The following is a 15,008-nucleotide window of genomic DNA, read 5'->3' as shown; positions in this document are numbered from 1 at the left end:
CTTTGATAGCCTCGGCCGAACGGTCTTCGCATGCTCTTCACCCTTCGCGCCACGGGCCCCCACGCGTCGGGGCTCGGGTACTTGCTGCACAAGCACCCCGACAAACTCCAGACGTTCCCCCTCGCGTTCGGGCGCGCGCACGTCTTTTATCCCGAGGCCTCGGCCGAGGCGGTGACGGCCGCGCTGCTCGTCGACCTCGACCCGGTCGCCCTCGTGCGCGGCCGGCCCGGTTCGTCCGAGGGTGGGCTCGTGGATCAGTACGTGAACGACCGGCCTTACGCGGCGTCGTCGTTCCTCAGCGTGGCGATCGCGCAGGTGCTCGGCTCGGCGCTCGCGGGGCGCTGCAAGGATCGGCCGGAGCTCGTGCAGACGTCGATCGCGCTCGAAGCGACGCTCTCGGCCGTCCCGTGCCGCGGCGGCGCGACGCTGCTCCGCGCCCTGTTCGAGCCGCTCGGGTACGAGGTCACCGCGTCGCGTTTGCCGCTCGACGAGCGTTTTCCCGCGTGGGGCGAGGGCGCGCACCACGACGTCCGCCTGCGCAAGGCGTGCCCGCTCTCGGAGCTGCTCTCGCACGTGTACGTGCTCGTCCCCGTGCTCGACGACGACAAGCATTACTGGGTCGGCGAGGACGAGGTGGAGAAGCTCGTCTACCACGGCGAGGGGTGGCTCGCGACGCACCCCGAAAAGGAGCTCATCGCGCGGCGGTACCTGAAGCACCGCGCCCGGCTCGCGCGCGCGGCGCTCGATCGGCTCGTCTCGGGCGAGGCCAAGGATTCCGACGCGGAGGCCGAGGCGCACGCCGAGGAGGAGGCCGCGATCGAGGCGCCCGTGCGCCTCGACGAGGCGCGGATCGAGGCCGTGGCGCGGGCGCTTTCGGACGAGGGCGCGAAGACGGTGGTCGATCTCGGCTGCGGGGAGGGCAAGCTCCTCGCGAAGCTCGTGCGGAACCGTGCGATCACGCAGCTCGTGGGGGTCGATGTCTCGCAACGCGCGCTCGATGTGGCCTCGGAGCGGCTGAAGCTCGATCGGCACGGCGGCCGGAAATCCGAGCGGATCGAGCTGCTGCACGGCTCCTTGCTCTACCGCGACGCGCGCCTTTCGGGCTTCGACGCGGCGACGCTCGTGGAGGTCATCGAGCACCTGGAACTCTCGCGCCTCGGCGCGCTCGAACGTTCGGTCTTTGCGCACGCCCGTCCCCGCGTCGTCGTCGTGACCACGCCGAACGCCGAATACAACGTCGTGTTCACCTCGCTGCCCGCGGGCCACATGCGCCACAAGGATCACCGCTTCGAGTGGACGCGCGCTGAATTCGAGGCGTGGGCGCGCGGCGTCGCGGAGCGAAATGCATATACGGTTCGGTTTGCCCCCATCGGGCCGGCTGACGATACCCTCGGTTCTCCCACGCAAATGGCGGTGTTCTCCCGATGAGCACGGAAGCCCCGGGCGCGGAGGCGGCTGCCGCGAAAGGCCTCACGATTCCTCTGCCGACGCCGAGCCTCGTCCTGCTCGTCGGCGCGTCGGGCTCGGGGAAGAGCACGTTCGCGCGGAAGCATTTCGCGCCGACCGAGGTCGTCTCGTCCGACATGTTCCGCGCGATGGTGTCGGACGACGAGAACGATCAGAGCGCGTCGGCTTCGGCGTTCGAGGTGCTGCACCTGGTCGTGGACAAACGCCTGGAGGCCGGCAAGCTCGTGGTCGTCGACGCGACGAACGTGCGGCCCGAGTTCCGCAAGCCGCTCGTGGCGATCGCGCGCAAGCACCACGTCTTCGCGACCGCGATCGCGCTCGACGTGGGCGAGCGGGTCTGCGCCGAGCGGAACGAGGTCCGCACGGATCGCAACGTGGCGGCCCACGTGGTGCGGCGCCAATCGCAGGATCTGCGGGCGTCGTTGCGGGGGATCGAGCGCGAGGGCATCCGCGTGGTGCACGTGCTGCGCAAGCCCGAGGAGATTGAGGGCGTCCGCATCGAGCGCACGCGCCTCTGGACCGATCGCCGCGACGAGCACGGGCCGTTCGACATCATCGGTGACGTGCACGGTTGCTGCGACGAGCTCGAAGCGCTGCTGGAGGATCTCGGCTACACGGTCGAATGGGATCCGGCCGCGGGCCCGCACGGCGTGCGCGTGACGCCGCCGCCGGGGCGGCGCCTCGTGTTCCTCGGGGATCTCGTCGATCGAGGTCCGCGGATCGTGGACGTCCTGCGGCTCGTCATGACGGCCGTGCAGAGCGGGGCCGCGCTCTGCGTGCCGGGCAACCACGAGGTGAAGCTGCTTAAGGTGCTTCGCGGCCGGCAGGTCACGATCATGCACGGCCTCGCCGAGACGCTCGCCGAGCTCGCCTCGACGACGGAGGCATTTCAGGCGGAGCTCGCGCAGTTCATCGACGATCTCGTCAGCCATTACGTGCTCGATGACGGCCGGCTCTGCGTCGCGCACGCCGGCATGAAGGCGTCGATGCAGGGGCGATCCTCGGGCGGGGTGCGCGAGTTCGGGCTGTACGGCGACACGACGGGCGAGACGGACGCGTATGGTTTGCCCGTGCGGCACAACTGGGCGTCCGAGTATCGCGGCCGCGCGACGGTCGTGTATGGCCACACGCCGGTCCCGACGGCGGATTGGCTCAACAATACCATTTGTGTCGATACGGGCTGCGTTTTCGGCGGCGCGCTCACGGCGCTCCGGTACCCAGAGCGCGAGATCGTCAGCGTGCCGGCGGCGCGTCAATATTGCGAGCCGAAGAAGCCGCTGATCCCCGTGGCGCCCGAGGAGGGGCGCACGGCGCAGCAGGCGTACGACGATACGCTCGATATCGACGACGTGATCGGCAAGCGGCCCGTGAGCACGCGCCTCGCGCGGTGGGTCACGGTGCGCGAGGAGAACGCGGCGGCGGCGCTGGAGGCGATGAGCCGGTTCGCGGTCGATCCGCGCTGGCTCGTCTACCTGCCGCCGACGATGTCCCCGACCGAGACGAGCGAGCTGCCGGGCACGCTGGAGCACCCGGCCGAGGCCTTCGCGTATTTCCGGCGGAACGAGGTCCCGCGCGTCATCTGCGAAGAAAAACACATGGGCTCGCGGGCCGTGATCGTCGTTTGTCAGGACGAAGCGACGGCGAAGAAGCGGTTTGGCACGACGGACGGTCGCGCGGGCATCGTGTACACGCGCACGGGCCGGCCGTTTTTCGACGATCCAGCGCTCGAAGAGGCCCTCCTTTCGCGGGTGCGGCGCGCGGCCGAGGCGAGCGGGCTCTTCGACGAGCTCGGCGGATGGTTCGTGCTCGACGCCGAGATCATGCCGTGGTCGGCGAAGGCGCAGGCGCTCGTCCGGGTGCAATACGCGCCCGTGGGCAGCGCCAGCCGGTCGGCGCTCGGGGCCGGCATCGAGGCGCTCGTGCAGGCGAACGAGCGCGGGATCGAGGCGGGCGAGCTGCTCGCGCGCATGCGCGATCGGGCGCGGGCCGCGTCGCGTTACGTCGACGCGTATCGGCGTTACTGCTGGCCGGTCGCGGGTATCGAGGATTATCGCGTCGCGCCGTTTCACTTGCTCGCGGCCGAGGGGCGCGTGTTCGTCGATCGAGACCATCCTTTCCACCTGGCCATGGCCGCGCGGCTCGCCGAGGCGGACGGGCAGGTGCTCGTGGCGACGCGGCACGTGGAAGTCACGCTCGGGGACGAGGCGAGCGAGCGGGCGGGCGCGGCGTGGTGGGAGGAGCTCACCGCGGCCGGCGGCGAGGGGATGGTCGTGAAGCCCATTTCCTTCCTCGCGCGGGGCAAACGCGGGCTCGTGCAGCCGGCCGTGAAATGCCGCGGCCGCGAGTATCTCCGGATCATTTACGGGCCGGAGTACGATTTGCCCGAGAACCTCGCGCGGCTCCGCAATCGTGGCCTCGGCGCGAAACGTTCGCTCGCTCTCCGGGAGCTCGCGCTCGGCGTCGAGGCGCTCGAGCGTTTTGTCCGGGGCGAGCCCTTACGTCGTGTACACGAATGCGTCTTTGCGATCCTGGCGCTGGAGAGCGAGCCGGTGGATCCGCGACTTTGATGCCATATCGAGACGGGATGCTCCACGTTTGCTAGTCTCTTCGCGCGGCCGCAAGCGCGCCGGATGGAGGATGCGGATGAACGAGAACGAGTCGAACGAAGGGGGCGGGGCACTTCTGTCGCCCGAGCTCGCGGAGGATGCGATGCTCTCGGCCGTGGCCATGGGCGAGGCGACGCTCGCGCGTGGGGCGAAGAGCGGGAGCGTGATCGTGCTCCAGAAGGCGCTCGTCGAGCTCGGCGCGTCTCTCACTCCGGATGGCTCGTTCGGACCGAAGACACACGCTGCGATCGCCGCCGAGCAAGCCGCGGCGGGGATGCCGGAGACAGGCGTGCTCGATGCGGCGACGCTCGGGGTCGTCGATCGGCGCCTCGCGGCCCGGCGCAAGGGTCGGCTGCACGACGCCATGGCCGCGGCGGTCGGGGGCGCGCCTCCGAAGCCCGCGGGCGCGGCGCAGGTGGCGGCGGGCGGGCCTTCGCGGCAGGATCAGGGCTATTTCGACGACGCGGCCGCGCTCCGGGGGCCGGGCGCGGGGGCGGTGGCGGATCCGGATTCACCGCCGCCAGGTCAGGATCGCACCGGCACGAAGGCGAAGGGGCCGCTGCCTGCGGATCGGGCCGGGCAGTTCGACGCCGTTCGCCGGTCGATCGGCGACGACGCGCCGGCGAACGCGGCGCTCGAGCGGCTGCTCGCGGCGGGGCGCCTGCACGAAGGGTCGCTCTTGCCGAACCTCGCCACGTTCGCGCAGACGCCGCGCAACCCGGCGCTTTTGCTGGAGGCGGGGATCGAGCCGGAGCTCTTGCTCGGGCAGGTGGTCCGTCACGTGGACAACCCCCTCCGGGTGCAGCAGGGGCGCGGGCACGGGACGTGTGGCGCCGGCGTGATGGAGTATGTGGTGCTCCGGGGGGATCCGGCCGAGTTCGTGCGGCTCGTCGACGGCATCACCCGCGAGGCGCGCGCGGTCACGCTTCGATCCGGCAAGAAGCTCGAGATGCCGCGCAGCGCGATCGCGCGGGACGACTCGGGGCGCGTGGACCTCGACCGGCTCTTCCAGTCGGCGATCATGAACCACGCCTCGGCGATGAGCTGGCTCTTCGATTACGACAACCCCGAGGACAACGACACGTTCTGGGCGGCCGTACGAGGCAACAGCCAGATGGCCGTGTATGGCTTCACCAGTTTGTATCAAGCCATCCAGGGTGGGACCTATACGAGCGTGTCCAAGCTCTCGCGTCCCAAGGACGAGATCGCGGGGCTCGTGGCGACGTCGGCGGCGCGCGGCGAGCGGGTGCCGGTGATCCTGGAGTTCAAGACGTACCACTGGCTCTCGGTCGAGTGGCTCGAAGCGGGCAAGGACGGCAAACCCGCGTCCATCGTCCTTCGAAACCCGTGGGGCAAAGACGAGGGCGGTGACAAACCGCCCCGCGTGGCGATGCCTGAAGGCGGAGGCCGTGTCCGGATGAAGTACGCCGACTTCCTCGAAAACGTATTCGGTGCCACGGTCCGCGGCTGACCGGCGCAGGTCTCGACGCCCCCGTCGACCTCTCATCAAGGGGTACGGCTCACCCGCGTCGCAGCTTCATACCACTTTGGTAGTAGCTGTCTGGTGATCCGTATTGCCGTATCCCCCAGCCCGGTCGGAGCGTTGCTCCTCGCTCACCCCACAAGGGATTACGGACCGTGCATCCTTCGGCTTCATACCACTTTGGTAGTAGCCGTCTGGTAATCCGTATTGCCGTGTCCTCGGCTACGGTCGGAGCGTTGCTCCTCGCTCACCCCACAAGGGATTACGGACGGTGCATCCTTCGGCTTCATACCACTTTGGTAGTAGCCGTCTGGTGATCCGTATTGCCGTATCCGCGGCCACGCTCAGCGCGTCGTCCCTCGCTCGGCCCACAAGGGATTACGGCTCGTACGCCCTTCGTCTTCGTACTACTTTCGTCGTAGTGATTGAGTAATCCAACTTGCTATATCAGCAAGACGGACGCCGGCTTGCTCGATATTTGTCCCATTTTGACGGCCCGGCTACAAATGGTCCTCATGAAGGATTGGAATACCTGGACCATGGAAGCCGATCGGGGGCTCGAGCTCCGGACGCACAAGATTCGCGTCGAGGTGAGCCGAGGGCCCATGGCAGGGATCGTCACCGAAGTCATGGGGCCGGAGGTGCGGGTCGGGAGCGGGAAAGATTGTGAGCTCGTTCTCGAAGATCCGACCGTGAGCAGGCATCACCTGCTCCTTCGTATCGAGGGAGACCTCCTGCGCGTGCTCGACACGAGCAGCCGCAATGGCACGACCGTCGACGGCGTTCGGATCCGCGACGCCTACGCCCGGCCCGACTCGACGATCGGGCTCGGCGCCTCGGCCCTGCGGCTGCAAATGCTCCGCGACGTCGTGACGTTGCCGCTCTCGTCCAGCACGCACTTCGGGCGCCTCGTCGGCGCGAGCGTGCCGATGCGGCGGCTCTTCGCGTTGCTCGAGAAGATCGCGGGGACCCACGCGACGGTGCTGGTCGAAGGAGAGACCGGGACGGGCAAGGAGCTCGTGGCCGCGGCGATTCACGCCAAGAGCAAGCGGGCGAGTGGTCCGTTCATGGTCTTCGATTGTTCGTCGGTCGGCGCAGGCGTGCTGGAGAGCGAGCTCTTCGGGCACCGCCGCGGAGGGTTCACGGGCGCGACCGAGCACCGCGTGGGGAGGTTCGAGGCCGCGCACGGCGGGACGCTTTTCCTCGACGAGATCGGAGAGCTGCCCCTGGAGCTGCAGCCGAAGCTGCTCCGAGCCCTGGAGACGCGCACGATCACGCGGATCGGCGAGAACGAGCCGCGGCGTGCCGACGTGCGGATCGTGGCCGCGACGAACCGATCGCTGGCGGCCGAGGTCGAGCGGGGCAGGTTCCGCGAGGATCTCTATTACCGGCTCGCCGTCGTGCCGGTGCGGATGCCGCCGCTGCGGGAGCGGCTCGACGACATCCCCCTGCTCGTGCGCCATTTCGAGAAGGAATGGCAGGGGCGAAAGGACGCGCCGGCGCTGCTCCCGAACGAGGTGCTCGAGCGCATGAAGGCGCACCCGCGTCCCTGGCCGGGGAACGTGCGGGAGCTCCGAAACAAGGTGGAGATGATGCTCTCGCTCGGGCTCGCCGAGCCGCCTTGGGCCGCAGAGGAGCCGGAGACCGCGGGGCCGATGTCGGTGCCGTCGGTGCTGCCGGTGAACCTCGAGCTGCCTTTGCACGTGGGGCTGGCGCACGTGGAAACGGCCTACAAACGAGCCTATGTGGAGCGCGCGCTGCGAGAGACGGGATTCAACGTATCGCAGGCTGCAAAGATCGCGGGCGTGGGGCGGGCGTTCGTGCAGCGGGTGATGCGAAAGCACGGGATCCGATCGAGCGAGGAGGGAGGCGGGGCCGAGGGCGGCGGGGGCGGGGCCTCGCCTGCGCCCACGCTCGCGCCGCCGCCGGTCCCCGCGCCTTTGCCTGCGCCTGCATCTGCGTCGGCGGCGGGGCACGGGCTCTACCAATGGTATCGAAAACATCCGCTGGCATCGTCGGAAGCGCGTGGCTGGACCGAGGGGTTCGGCCCGCAAAACGGGCACGGACCGAAGCGCCGGGACGAAGGCGGGCGTTGAACGGCGGTCCGTTCGGGTTCATCATGACCGCATGAGGGGGCGTTCCAGTCTCACCGAGCATGAGCAGGGCCTCATGCTGGATCTCGTCGCCGAGCTCGGCGGATCGCTCGATTTGCACGAGGTGCTCGGCCACGCGTACGGCCTGCTCTCGCAGCTCGTGCCCGCGGATCACGGGGCGCTCTGCGTGAGCCGGCCCGAGGGGCACGCCGTCTACGACTGGGCGGTCGCCGAGATGCCCGAGAGGTTTTTCCAGGGATACGCGGAGATGGTCCCGCACGACTTCGTCCGGATCGCCGTGGCCGAGCAGCCGAACGAGGTGCTGCGCGACACCGAGATGCTCTCGCGCGCGTCGATGGAGCGCAGCTTCCTCTACAACCACTGCCGCGACATCGGCATGCAGCTCGAGCACGTGATGGCCGTCATGCTCCGCGACGATCCTTCCTGGCATGGGGGGCTCATCCTTTACCGGGACAAGCGGATCGCATTCTCCGATCACGAGCGCGCGATCCTGCAGAAGCTCTCCCGGCATTTCACGAACGCCGTGAAAAACTGCCGCCTCTTCGGGTCGATGGCCCAGCGCGCGTCGCTGCTCGACGGGGTGCTCGCCGGCATCGGGCACGAGGCCATCGTGTTCAACGCGTCGGGGGCGGAGGTCGCGCGGACGTCGAGCGCGGAGAAGATGCTGCGGGCCTGGTTCAAGCCGACCGAGCTCGACCCGGGCGGGCTCCCCACGCAGCTCGCCGACCGCGTCACGTGGATGGTGAAGGATCCGTACACGCCGCGCGAGCCTTACTGGCGGGGCGGCGCGCTCGCCGACCTGAAGGTCTCCATCCAGAGGCTCCCGGGCGGCGTGGGCGCCTCCTTCGTGATGCTGCTCGAGGAGGTCCCGCAGCTCGTGCCCATCCCCCTGCCGTGGCTGCGGATCCTGAGCAGCGCGGAGATCAAGGTGGCGGAGCGCGTGTGCTGGGACAACGCGCTCATCGCCTCCGAGCTCTCCATCACGGAGCTCACGGTGAAGAAGCATTTTTCACGCATCTTCGACAAACTCGGCATCCCGAACCGCGCCGCGCTCATTCATATGGCGTGGCGGCAGCGTTGATCGCCGACGTGTCCCCCGCGAACATCCCCAGATAAAGCGCCGCCGTCACGGCCGCGGACAACGTGATGGCGCGGCGGTCGCCTTCGACTTCGAGGCGCGCGAAGAGGCCACGCAGGACGCAGGTGTGCTCCTCGTCGGCGTCGGCGTGGCCGCGGAGGAAGCGGACGCCGCGCTCGATGCCGGGGATGCGTCGCCGCGCGACGAGGTGCGCGGCCGTGGTGCCGGCGCGGGCCTGGGAGAGGGCTTCGAGGATGTAGGCCGTGCCGAGGAAGGCGAGGGGCGAGCCGGCCTCGACCTGAAACTGGTTCCACGTGATGTAGGCGGCGACGGCCGAGCAGGGGCGCGGCGCGGCGGCGGGGCTCTGCGCGCGGCCGATGGCGGCGAGGTCTTCGAGCACCCAGAGATCGTGCCCCTGCTCCTCGTCGGCCTTTTGCAAGAAGAGCCGCCCCAAATCGAGGGCCTTGCCCGCGCGCACGAGCCGCTCGCCGGCGCGGCGCAGCAAGGGGCGGGTTTGGCGGACGTAGAGATAGGTTTGTCCGAGGAAGCCGGCGTATTCGTCCGTGTCGAGGTCACCTGCGAGCAGGCGGCGGGCGGCGGGGTGCGCGTCGAGGGCCGAGAGCAGGTCTGCGACGGTGGTATCGAGGGTTTCGACGAGGGTGTTCATGGTCCGCGGCTCCTTTCGTTCAGGCGGCGATCGAGCCCGGCGTGGGGAAGACGGGGGGTTTCGCGCGCCGGACGGTGCGTTGCTCGGCGACGTCGGCGAGGAGGGGGAGGGCGCACATGTGGAAGCGCGTGTCGTAGACGGGCGGACCCACGAAGCGGGCGCGCATGCGGCGCGTGTACAGGTCGAGGGTGCGGGGGAGGCGGGATCGCGCGGGGGCGGTGGTCGCTGCCGTGCGGCCGTGGTCGTCGTAGAAGGGCCGCTTCGGCGGGGTGGGGGCGGGCAGCGGGAAGCGCGGGGCGAGGGATAGGTCGTTCCGGACGAACCCGCGCTCGCGGGCGACGTGCTCGATGAGGCGAGCGTCTTCGATGCCGTCGGTTTCGGTGTTTGCCGTGGCAATCCAGTGGCCAATGCCGAGGAGCCGGCTCAGGTGGACGGCGGCCGCGTGGAGCTCGGCGACGGCCATGGAGTGTCTGTGGGTGGCGAGGACGCAATAACGCGAGGTTTCGGCGAGGCGGAGCCCGGCGGCGGCGAGGGGCGCGAGGTCGAATTGTGACTCGACGGAGAGGCCAAACGAGGTGCCGTTCGTGGTGGCGATCTCGGGGTTCGGCAGGAGGAGGCGGAGGGTGCCGACGGCGAGGTCGCCGTCGTAGGTGATGAGGTGGAGGGTCGTGGGGAGGGTATCGAAGGGATCGAGCTCGCGGGGGACCGCGTGGTCTTTCGTGTCGAGGTAACCGAGTTCGCGGGCGAAGACGTCGAAACGAACGCGGACGGCGTCGTCGAGGTGTCTTTGGGTTTCGGCGATGATGCAACGGATGTCTGGCATGATGTCCTCCGGCGGCGCGAGCGAATTTCGGCTCGGTCGTCGAGAGGGGCCTGATTGCAGGCGACGTGCCCGACGTCGGTGGGCCGATTTTCGGGCCGAACCGCAGGGAAGACGCGCGCGGTGGATCCGGATGGATGCAGTGAGCGTCGAGAAATGTGGGCGGGGTGGATCCGGGCGCATGCAGCACCCTGGGGGCTGCCGTTCGCACGCGGCTTGCTCAACTTGTGCAGACGCGCGCTGCGCGATCGCGCAACGAAGCGCGGAGCGAAACGCGGAGCGATCGGAAGGCTCGACCGAGACGGACGCTTGATGCGCGGCGCGACCGGGGCTGCCCGTCGGCCCTGGGCGATCACGGTTTCGGGTGCGAGAGGAGCCACTCCACGACCTTCGGCGCGAAATTCGCCCCGAGGCCCGGGACGTGGGTCCCGCCGTCGATCGTCCAGAGCTCCGCCGCGCCGCCTGCCTTGCAGCCCGTCGTGTATTGTGAGACGCTCGTTTCGGCGCCGTCGATCGTGGCGTCGAGGTCGAGCGCTTCGCCCATGGACGGCGTGAGCGCGCAGCCGTTCTTCTGGGCCCATTGCTCGGTCGTCGCCACGGCGCCCGGGATACTTACGCCCATGATCGACTCGCCGTCGTAGGGGACGGTGTCGTCCGCCGTGCCGTGGATTTGCAGCACCGCGACGGGTTTTTCGGCCGCGCATTTCGCCGGATCGTTCCACGTCGCGCCCGCGAGGCTCGCGATGCCGGCGACGAGATCCGAGCGGTCGCAGGCCATCCGGTGTGACATGAAGCCGCCATTGGAATGGCCCACGAAATACACGCGCTTCGAATCGACCTTGTAATGCTCACCGATCTCGGTGACGAGGCCCGAGAGGTAGGCGACGTCGTCGACGCCCACGCCGCCGAAATCGCAACAGGCGTCCGTCGCGTTCCAGAAGCGCTTCGAGCTCGTGTCGAACGTGCCGTCCGGGTGCGCGTACAAAAAGCCGTGTTTGTCGGCCTGGGGTTTCAATTGAAACAGGAGCTCCTGGACGAGGCCGGAGGCGCTGTAGCCGTGCAGCAGGATTACGAGCGGGGAGGGTTTGGCCGGGTCGAGGCCAGGCGGGACGTGGACGGTGACGGGGCGATCGCCGCCGACCACGAGCTCGCCGGGATCCTCGCCGCCAGTGCCCCCGGCGCCGCCGGTGCCTCCCGAGCCCGCGGTGCCGCTCGACGCCGGGGGATTCGAGGAGCAGGCCAGGGCGAATACGAACGGTATGGATGCGAAGACGAGGGAGCGGTAGAAGCGCGTCATGGCGCGAGCTTACCGCACGTTCCGTCGGATCTCCTCGGTGTTCCTCCTCGCAGGGGTGATGCTCGCCGCGGCGCCGGCCCTGGGCGCGCCGCCGTCGGCGCCGAGCGCGGCGCCCGCGAAAGGCCCGCTCACGAGCGCGCAGCAGGCGGCGCTGAAGGAGTCGCAGGAGCTCGCCGTCGAGGCCCAGAAGCTGCTCGAAAAGAAGCAATACGACGCGGCGCTCGTGCCGGCACAGAAGGCCCTCGTGATCCGGGAGAAGATCGAGCCCGAGAGCGTCTGGACGAAGATGAGCGTGCGCCAGATGGCGGAGATTCACGAGGGGAAGAAGCAGTACGCGCGCGCCGTGCCGTATCGGGAGCGCGTCCTCGCCCTCGTCGAGAAGAATCCGAGCAACGACGCGGATATCCGTTATCGGATGCACGAGCTCGCGGTGACGTTGCACGCCGCGGGCGAGCACGCGCGGGCCATCACGCTGCTCGAGCGCGAGGTCGCCCTCGCCGTGAAGGGCAGCCGCGGCGTGGAGGGGGAAGACGCGATCGGGCCGATCGCGGCGATGGCGGAGCCGCTGAAGGCGCTCCGGCGTTACGACGAGGCCGAGGCCGCGCTGCTCCGCGCGATCAAGATTTGCGAGAACGTCACGCGCAATCGACAACCGTATCCGTATCTGCTCGTGAACCTCGGCCGGTTGTACCACGACACCGGCCGGTACACGCGGGCCGAGCCGGTGCGCGCGCAAGCTGTCGAGCGCGTGGCGGACGTGGGGGGATTTCGATCGAACGCCACGGACGAGATGGCCGAGCTCGCGCAGACGCGGATGGCGCTGCAGGACTATCCGGGCGCGCAGATCGTCCTCGACGAGATCGTGGCCATCACGAAGGAAAACGCGGGGGAAGCGAGCCTCGCGTACGCCGGCGTGCTCGTGCTGCGCGCCGTGCTCGACGTGGAGACGGGCGCCTACGACCAGGCCGAGCCGCGGCTCTCCCGCGCGCAGGTGATCCTCGACAAGAACGCCGAAAAGGGAAGCGACGCGCCGGACTTGCGGGTCGTCTTGCAGTGGATCTTCGGGCGTATCGCGACGCAGAAGGGAGACTTTTCACGTGGCGACGTGCTGCTTTCGCGCACGCTCGCCCATTACGAGAAGACGAACGGGCCGAAAACCAAGTCCGTGGCAGAGGTCGCGGCGGACCTCGCCGATCTCTACCGACGCGCGCAGAAGCTCGACAAGGCCGAGGCCCACGCGGCGCGCGCGCTCGCGATCGACGACGAGCTGCTCCCGCCCATGCACCCGGCTCGCGCCGAGGCGCGGGCGATCCTCGGGCGCATCCGCGAGATGCGCGGCGATGCGGCGGGCGCGAAAAAGCTCCACGAGGAAGCGCTCGCGGCGCGCGAAAAGACGTTCGGCAAGGAGCACCCGTTCGTCGCGTCGTCGCTGCTCGATCTCGCGGATCTGGCGCGGCGGCAGAAGAACGCGGGCGAGGCCGAAGGGCTCTCCAAAAGGGCGATCGGGATCTTCGAGAAGGCGTTCGGCGCCGAGCACGAAAAGGTCGCCGCGGGGCTCGAAGGGCTCGCCGCATTGTACGTGGAATCGGGCAAGCTCGCTCTGGCCCTGCGCGCCGCGACGCGGGCGGCTGAGATCCGCGAGCGGCAGGCGGCGCTCGTGATCGCCGGCGGATCCGAGGCGCAAAAGCGCGCGTTCGTGGCGACGATGCGCGTGGGGACCGATTTCCTGACGAGCCTGCACGCGCGGACGATGCCCGCGGACGCGGACGCGCGGAAGCTCGCGCTGACCACGATCTTCCAGCGCAAAGGGCGCGTGCTCGACGTCATGGCGAGCTCGCTCGCGGCGCTGCGGCGCAAGCTCGGGCCCGAGGAGGCGAAGCTCGCGGACGAGCTCGCGGCGGCGCGCAGCGAGGTCGCGCGGCTCGCCATGCGAGGGCCCGCAGGCGCGCCGCTCGACGATTTCAAAGCGGAGCTCGCGCAGCGTGAGGAGAAGGCGCGGTCGATCGAGGAGAAGATGGGCGGGCGGAGCGACGTGTTCCGCGCCGAGGAGACGCCCGTCACGATCGAGCGCGTGCAAGCGCTTGTGCCCGCGGGAACGGCGCTCGTGGAGCTCTCGGTGTACGTGCCGCGGCGCTCGGCCGACGTGGACCTGCCGAGCCGCGAGGGGCCGCCGCGCGTCGCGGCGTACGTGCTCGACGCCGCGGGGAAGGTGGCGTTCGTCGATCTTGGCGAGAGCGCGCCGATCGAGGCGGCGACGAAGGCGCTGCGCGAGACGCTCACGTCGTCGCTCGACCAGGATCCGAAGCCGCCCGCGCGTGCGCTCGACGAGCTCGTCATGCGCAAGATCCGGCCGCTCCTCGGGGGAAAAACCAAGCTCATGATCGCGGCGGACGGCGCGCTCTCGCTCGTGCCGTTCGCGGCGCTCGTCGACGAGGACGGGCGGTACCTGGTCGAGCGGTACGAGATCTCGTACCTCACGAGCGGGCGGGATCTCCTGCGGCTCGCGCGCACCGCGCCGTCGCGGCAAGGCGCGGTCGTGGTGGCGAACCCGGCGTTCGGGCGGCGCGAGCAAGGGGAGAGCGCGCTCGCTGCGCTCGAGGACAAACCCGACGCGAAATCGCGGGGCCTCGACAAGGCGTTTTTCGAGCCGCTGCCGGCGACGGCGGCCGAGGCGCGCGCGCTCGCCCCGATCCTGCCCGGCGCCGTGGTGCACGTGGACCTGGAGGCGACGGAGTCGATCCTGAAGAAAGCGCAGGCCCCGCGGATCGTACACGTGGCGACGCACGGGTTTTTCCTGTCGGCGAAGGGCATCGCCGCGCGCGCGGCCGAGCCAGGCGAGCGTGGGCTCGAGCTCGAAGCGGCGCCGGACTGGCTGCCGGACGATCCGCTGCTGCGATCGGGGCTCGCGCTCGCGGGGGCGAACGCGAGGAAGGGCGGGGGCGGCGAGGACGGGATCCTCACGGCGCTCGAGGCGAGCTCGCTTGATCTTTGGGGCACCAAGCTCGTCGTGCTCTCGGCGTGCGAGACGGGCCTCGGCGACGTGCAGCGCGGCGAGGGCGTGTACGGCTTGCGGCGCGCGCTTTTCGTGGCCGGCGCCGAGTCGCTCGTCGCGAGCTTGTGGAAGGTCGCGGACGAGGAGACGCAGCGGCTCATGGTGGCCTATTACCAGCGCGTCACGAAGGGCAGCGGTCGGAGCCCCGCGCTCCGGGACGTGCAGCTCGCGATGCTCGCCGACGCGCCCACGTCGCATCCATACTTCTGGGCGAGCTTCGGCGTGTTCGGCGATCCCTCGCCGATGGGCGTCGACGTCGTGGGCGACCGGCGAACGCCACACGAAGCGCCGCGGGTCATGCCCGTGCAGCCCGGTCCGCGGGGGTGCTCGTGCACGTTGCCTGCATCGACGGGGGAGGAGCCGCTCGGGCTCGTGGGGATGTTCGGGCTCCTCGCGCTCGTCGCGCGGCGCCGGCATCGGTGAT

Annotated in this window: 9 protein-coding genes; 6 read left to right on the top strand and 3 right to left on the bottom strand. The window is 69.6% G+C overall.

Features of this window, described 5'->3' with window-relative positions; translation table 11 throughout:
* Positions 1 to 30: 30 nt before the first annotated feature.
* The 5 genes from QHF89_RS28470 (at position 31) to QHF89_RS28450 (ending at position 8,751) form a co-directional block, all read left to right on the top strand.
* Complete coding sequence (locus QHF89_RS28470; RefSeq protein ID WP_136968287.1) at positions 31 to 1,428, top strand: 3' terminal RNA ribose 2'-O-methyltransferase Hen1; 1,398 nt, start codon at positions 31 to 33, stop codon at positions 1,426 to 1,428.
* A complete protein-coding gene (locus tag QHF89_RS28465) occupies positions 1,425 to 4,034 on the top strand; it encodes a polynucleotide kinase-phosphatase (protein WP_136968288.1) in 2,610 nt (869 codons plus the stop codon). Before QHF89_RS28470 ends, QHF89_RS28465 begins: the two co-directional genes overlap by 4 nt.
* Before the next feature lie 76 nt (positions 4,035 to 4,110).
* Positions 4,111 to 5,544, top strand: coding sequence for a peptidoglycan-binding domain-containing protein (locus tag QHF89_RS28460; RefSeq protein ID WP_136968289.1), 1,434 nt, complete (start codon positions 4,111 to 4,113; stop codon positions 5,542 to 5,544).
* Between the two features lie 527 nt (positions 5,545 to 6,071).
* Positions 6,072 to 7,652 (top strand): sigma 54-interacting transcriptional regulator, encoded by a 1,581-nt coding sequence (locus tag QHF89_RS28455; RefSeq protein ID WP_284721038.1) that lies wholly within the window; start codon positions 6,072 to 6,074, stop codon positions 7,650 to 7,652.
* Positions 7,653 to 7,725: 73 nt separating this feature from the next.
* On the top strand, positions 7,726 to 8,751 hold the full coding sequence (locus QHF89_RS28450) for a LuxR C-terminal-related transcriptional regulator (RefSeq protein ID WP_284721037.1): 1,026 nt from the start codon (positions 7,726 to 7,728) through the stop codon (positions 8,749 to 8,751).
* Here QHF89_RS28450 and QHF89_RS28445 read toward each other — a convergent pair.
* From QHF89_RS28445 to QHF89_RS28435, 3 genes are all read right to left on the bottom strand, one after another.
* Positions 8,723 to 9,415: an iron-containing redox enzyme family protein gene (locus tag QHF89_RS28445; protein WP_136968292.1), complete on the bottom strand. Its 693-nt coding sequence runs from the start codon at positions 9,413 to 9,415 to the stop codon at positions 8,723 to 8,725. The genes QHF89_RS28450 and QHF89_RS28445 overlap by 29 nt on opposite strands.
* A gap of 19 nt (positions 9,416 to 9,434) precedes the next feature.
* Positions 9,435 to 10,238, bottom strand: coding sequence for a GNAT family N-acetyltransferase (locus tag QHF89_RS28440; RefSeq protein WP_284721036.1), 804 nt, complete (start codon positions 10,236 to 10,238; stop codon positions 9,435 to 9,437).
* Between the two features lie 349 nt (positions 10,239 to 10,587).
* Positions 10,588 to 11,532, bottom strand: coding sequence for a CE1 family esterase (locus tag QHF89_RS28435; protein ID WP_136968294.1), 945 nt, complete (start codon positions 11,530 to 11,532; stop codon positions 10,588 to 10,590).
* Here QHF89_RS28435 and QHF89_RS28430 point away from each other — a divergent pair.
* Entirely contained in the window at positions 11,531 to 15,007 is a 3,477-nt protein-coding gene (locus QHF89_RS28430) for a CHAT domain-containing protein (protein ID WP_136968295.1), read from the top strand. The two genes, QHF89_RS28435 and QHF89_RS28430, sit on opposite strands and share 2 nt — an antisense overlap.
* Position 15,008 lies beyond the last annotated feature (1 nt).

The sequence above is a fragment of the Polyangium sorediatum genome, from assembly GCF_029946465.1.
Classification (GTDB): Bacteria; Myxococcota_A; Polyangia; order Polyangiales; family Polyangiaceae; genus Polyangium; species Polyangium fumosum.
Note: the sequence above shows the minus strand (reverse complement) of the source record. Positions and strands in the feature narration are given on the sequence as shown.

Coding starts and splice junctions, on each gene's coding strand:
- QHF89_RS28455 (WP_284721038.1), top strand. CDS start 6,072: ATGAAGGATTGGAATACCTGGACCATGGAAGCCGATCGGGGGCTCGAG.
- QHF89_RS28430 (WP_136968295.1), top strand. CDS start 11,531: ATGGCGCGAGCTTACCGCACGTTCCGTCGGATCTCCTCGGTGTTCCTC.
- QHF89_RS28460 (WP_136968289.1), top strand. CDS start 4,111: ATGAACGAGAACGAGTCGAACGAAGGGGGCGGGGCACTTCTGTCGCCC.
- QHF89_RS28445 (WP_136968292.1), bottom strand. CDS start 9,415: ATGAACACCCTCGTCGAAACCCTCGATACCACCGTCGCAGACCTGCTC.
- QHF89_RS28450 (WP_284721037.1), top strand. CDS start 7,726: ATGCTGGATCTCGTCGCCGAGCTCGGCGGATCGCTCGATTTGCACGAG.
- QHF89_RS28435 (WP_136968294.1), bottom strand. CDS start 11,532: ATGACGCGCTTCTACCGCTCCCTCGTCTTCGCATCCATACCGTTCGTA.
- QHF89_RS28440 (WP_284721036.1), bottom strand. CDS start 10,238: ATGCCAGACATCCGTTGCATCATCGCCGAAACCCAAAGACACCTCGAC.
- QHF89_RS28470 (WP_136968287.1), top strand. CDS start 31: ATGCTCTTCACCCTTCGCGCCACGGGCCCCCACGCGTCGGGGCTCGGG.
- QHF89_RS28465 (WP_136968288.1), top strand. CDS start 1,425: ATGAGCACGGAAGCCCCGGGCGCGGAGGCGGCTGCCGCGAAAGGCCTC.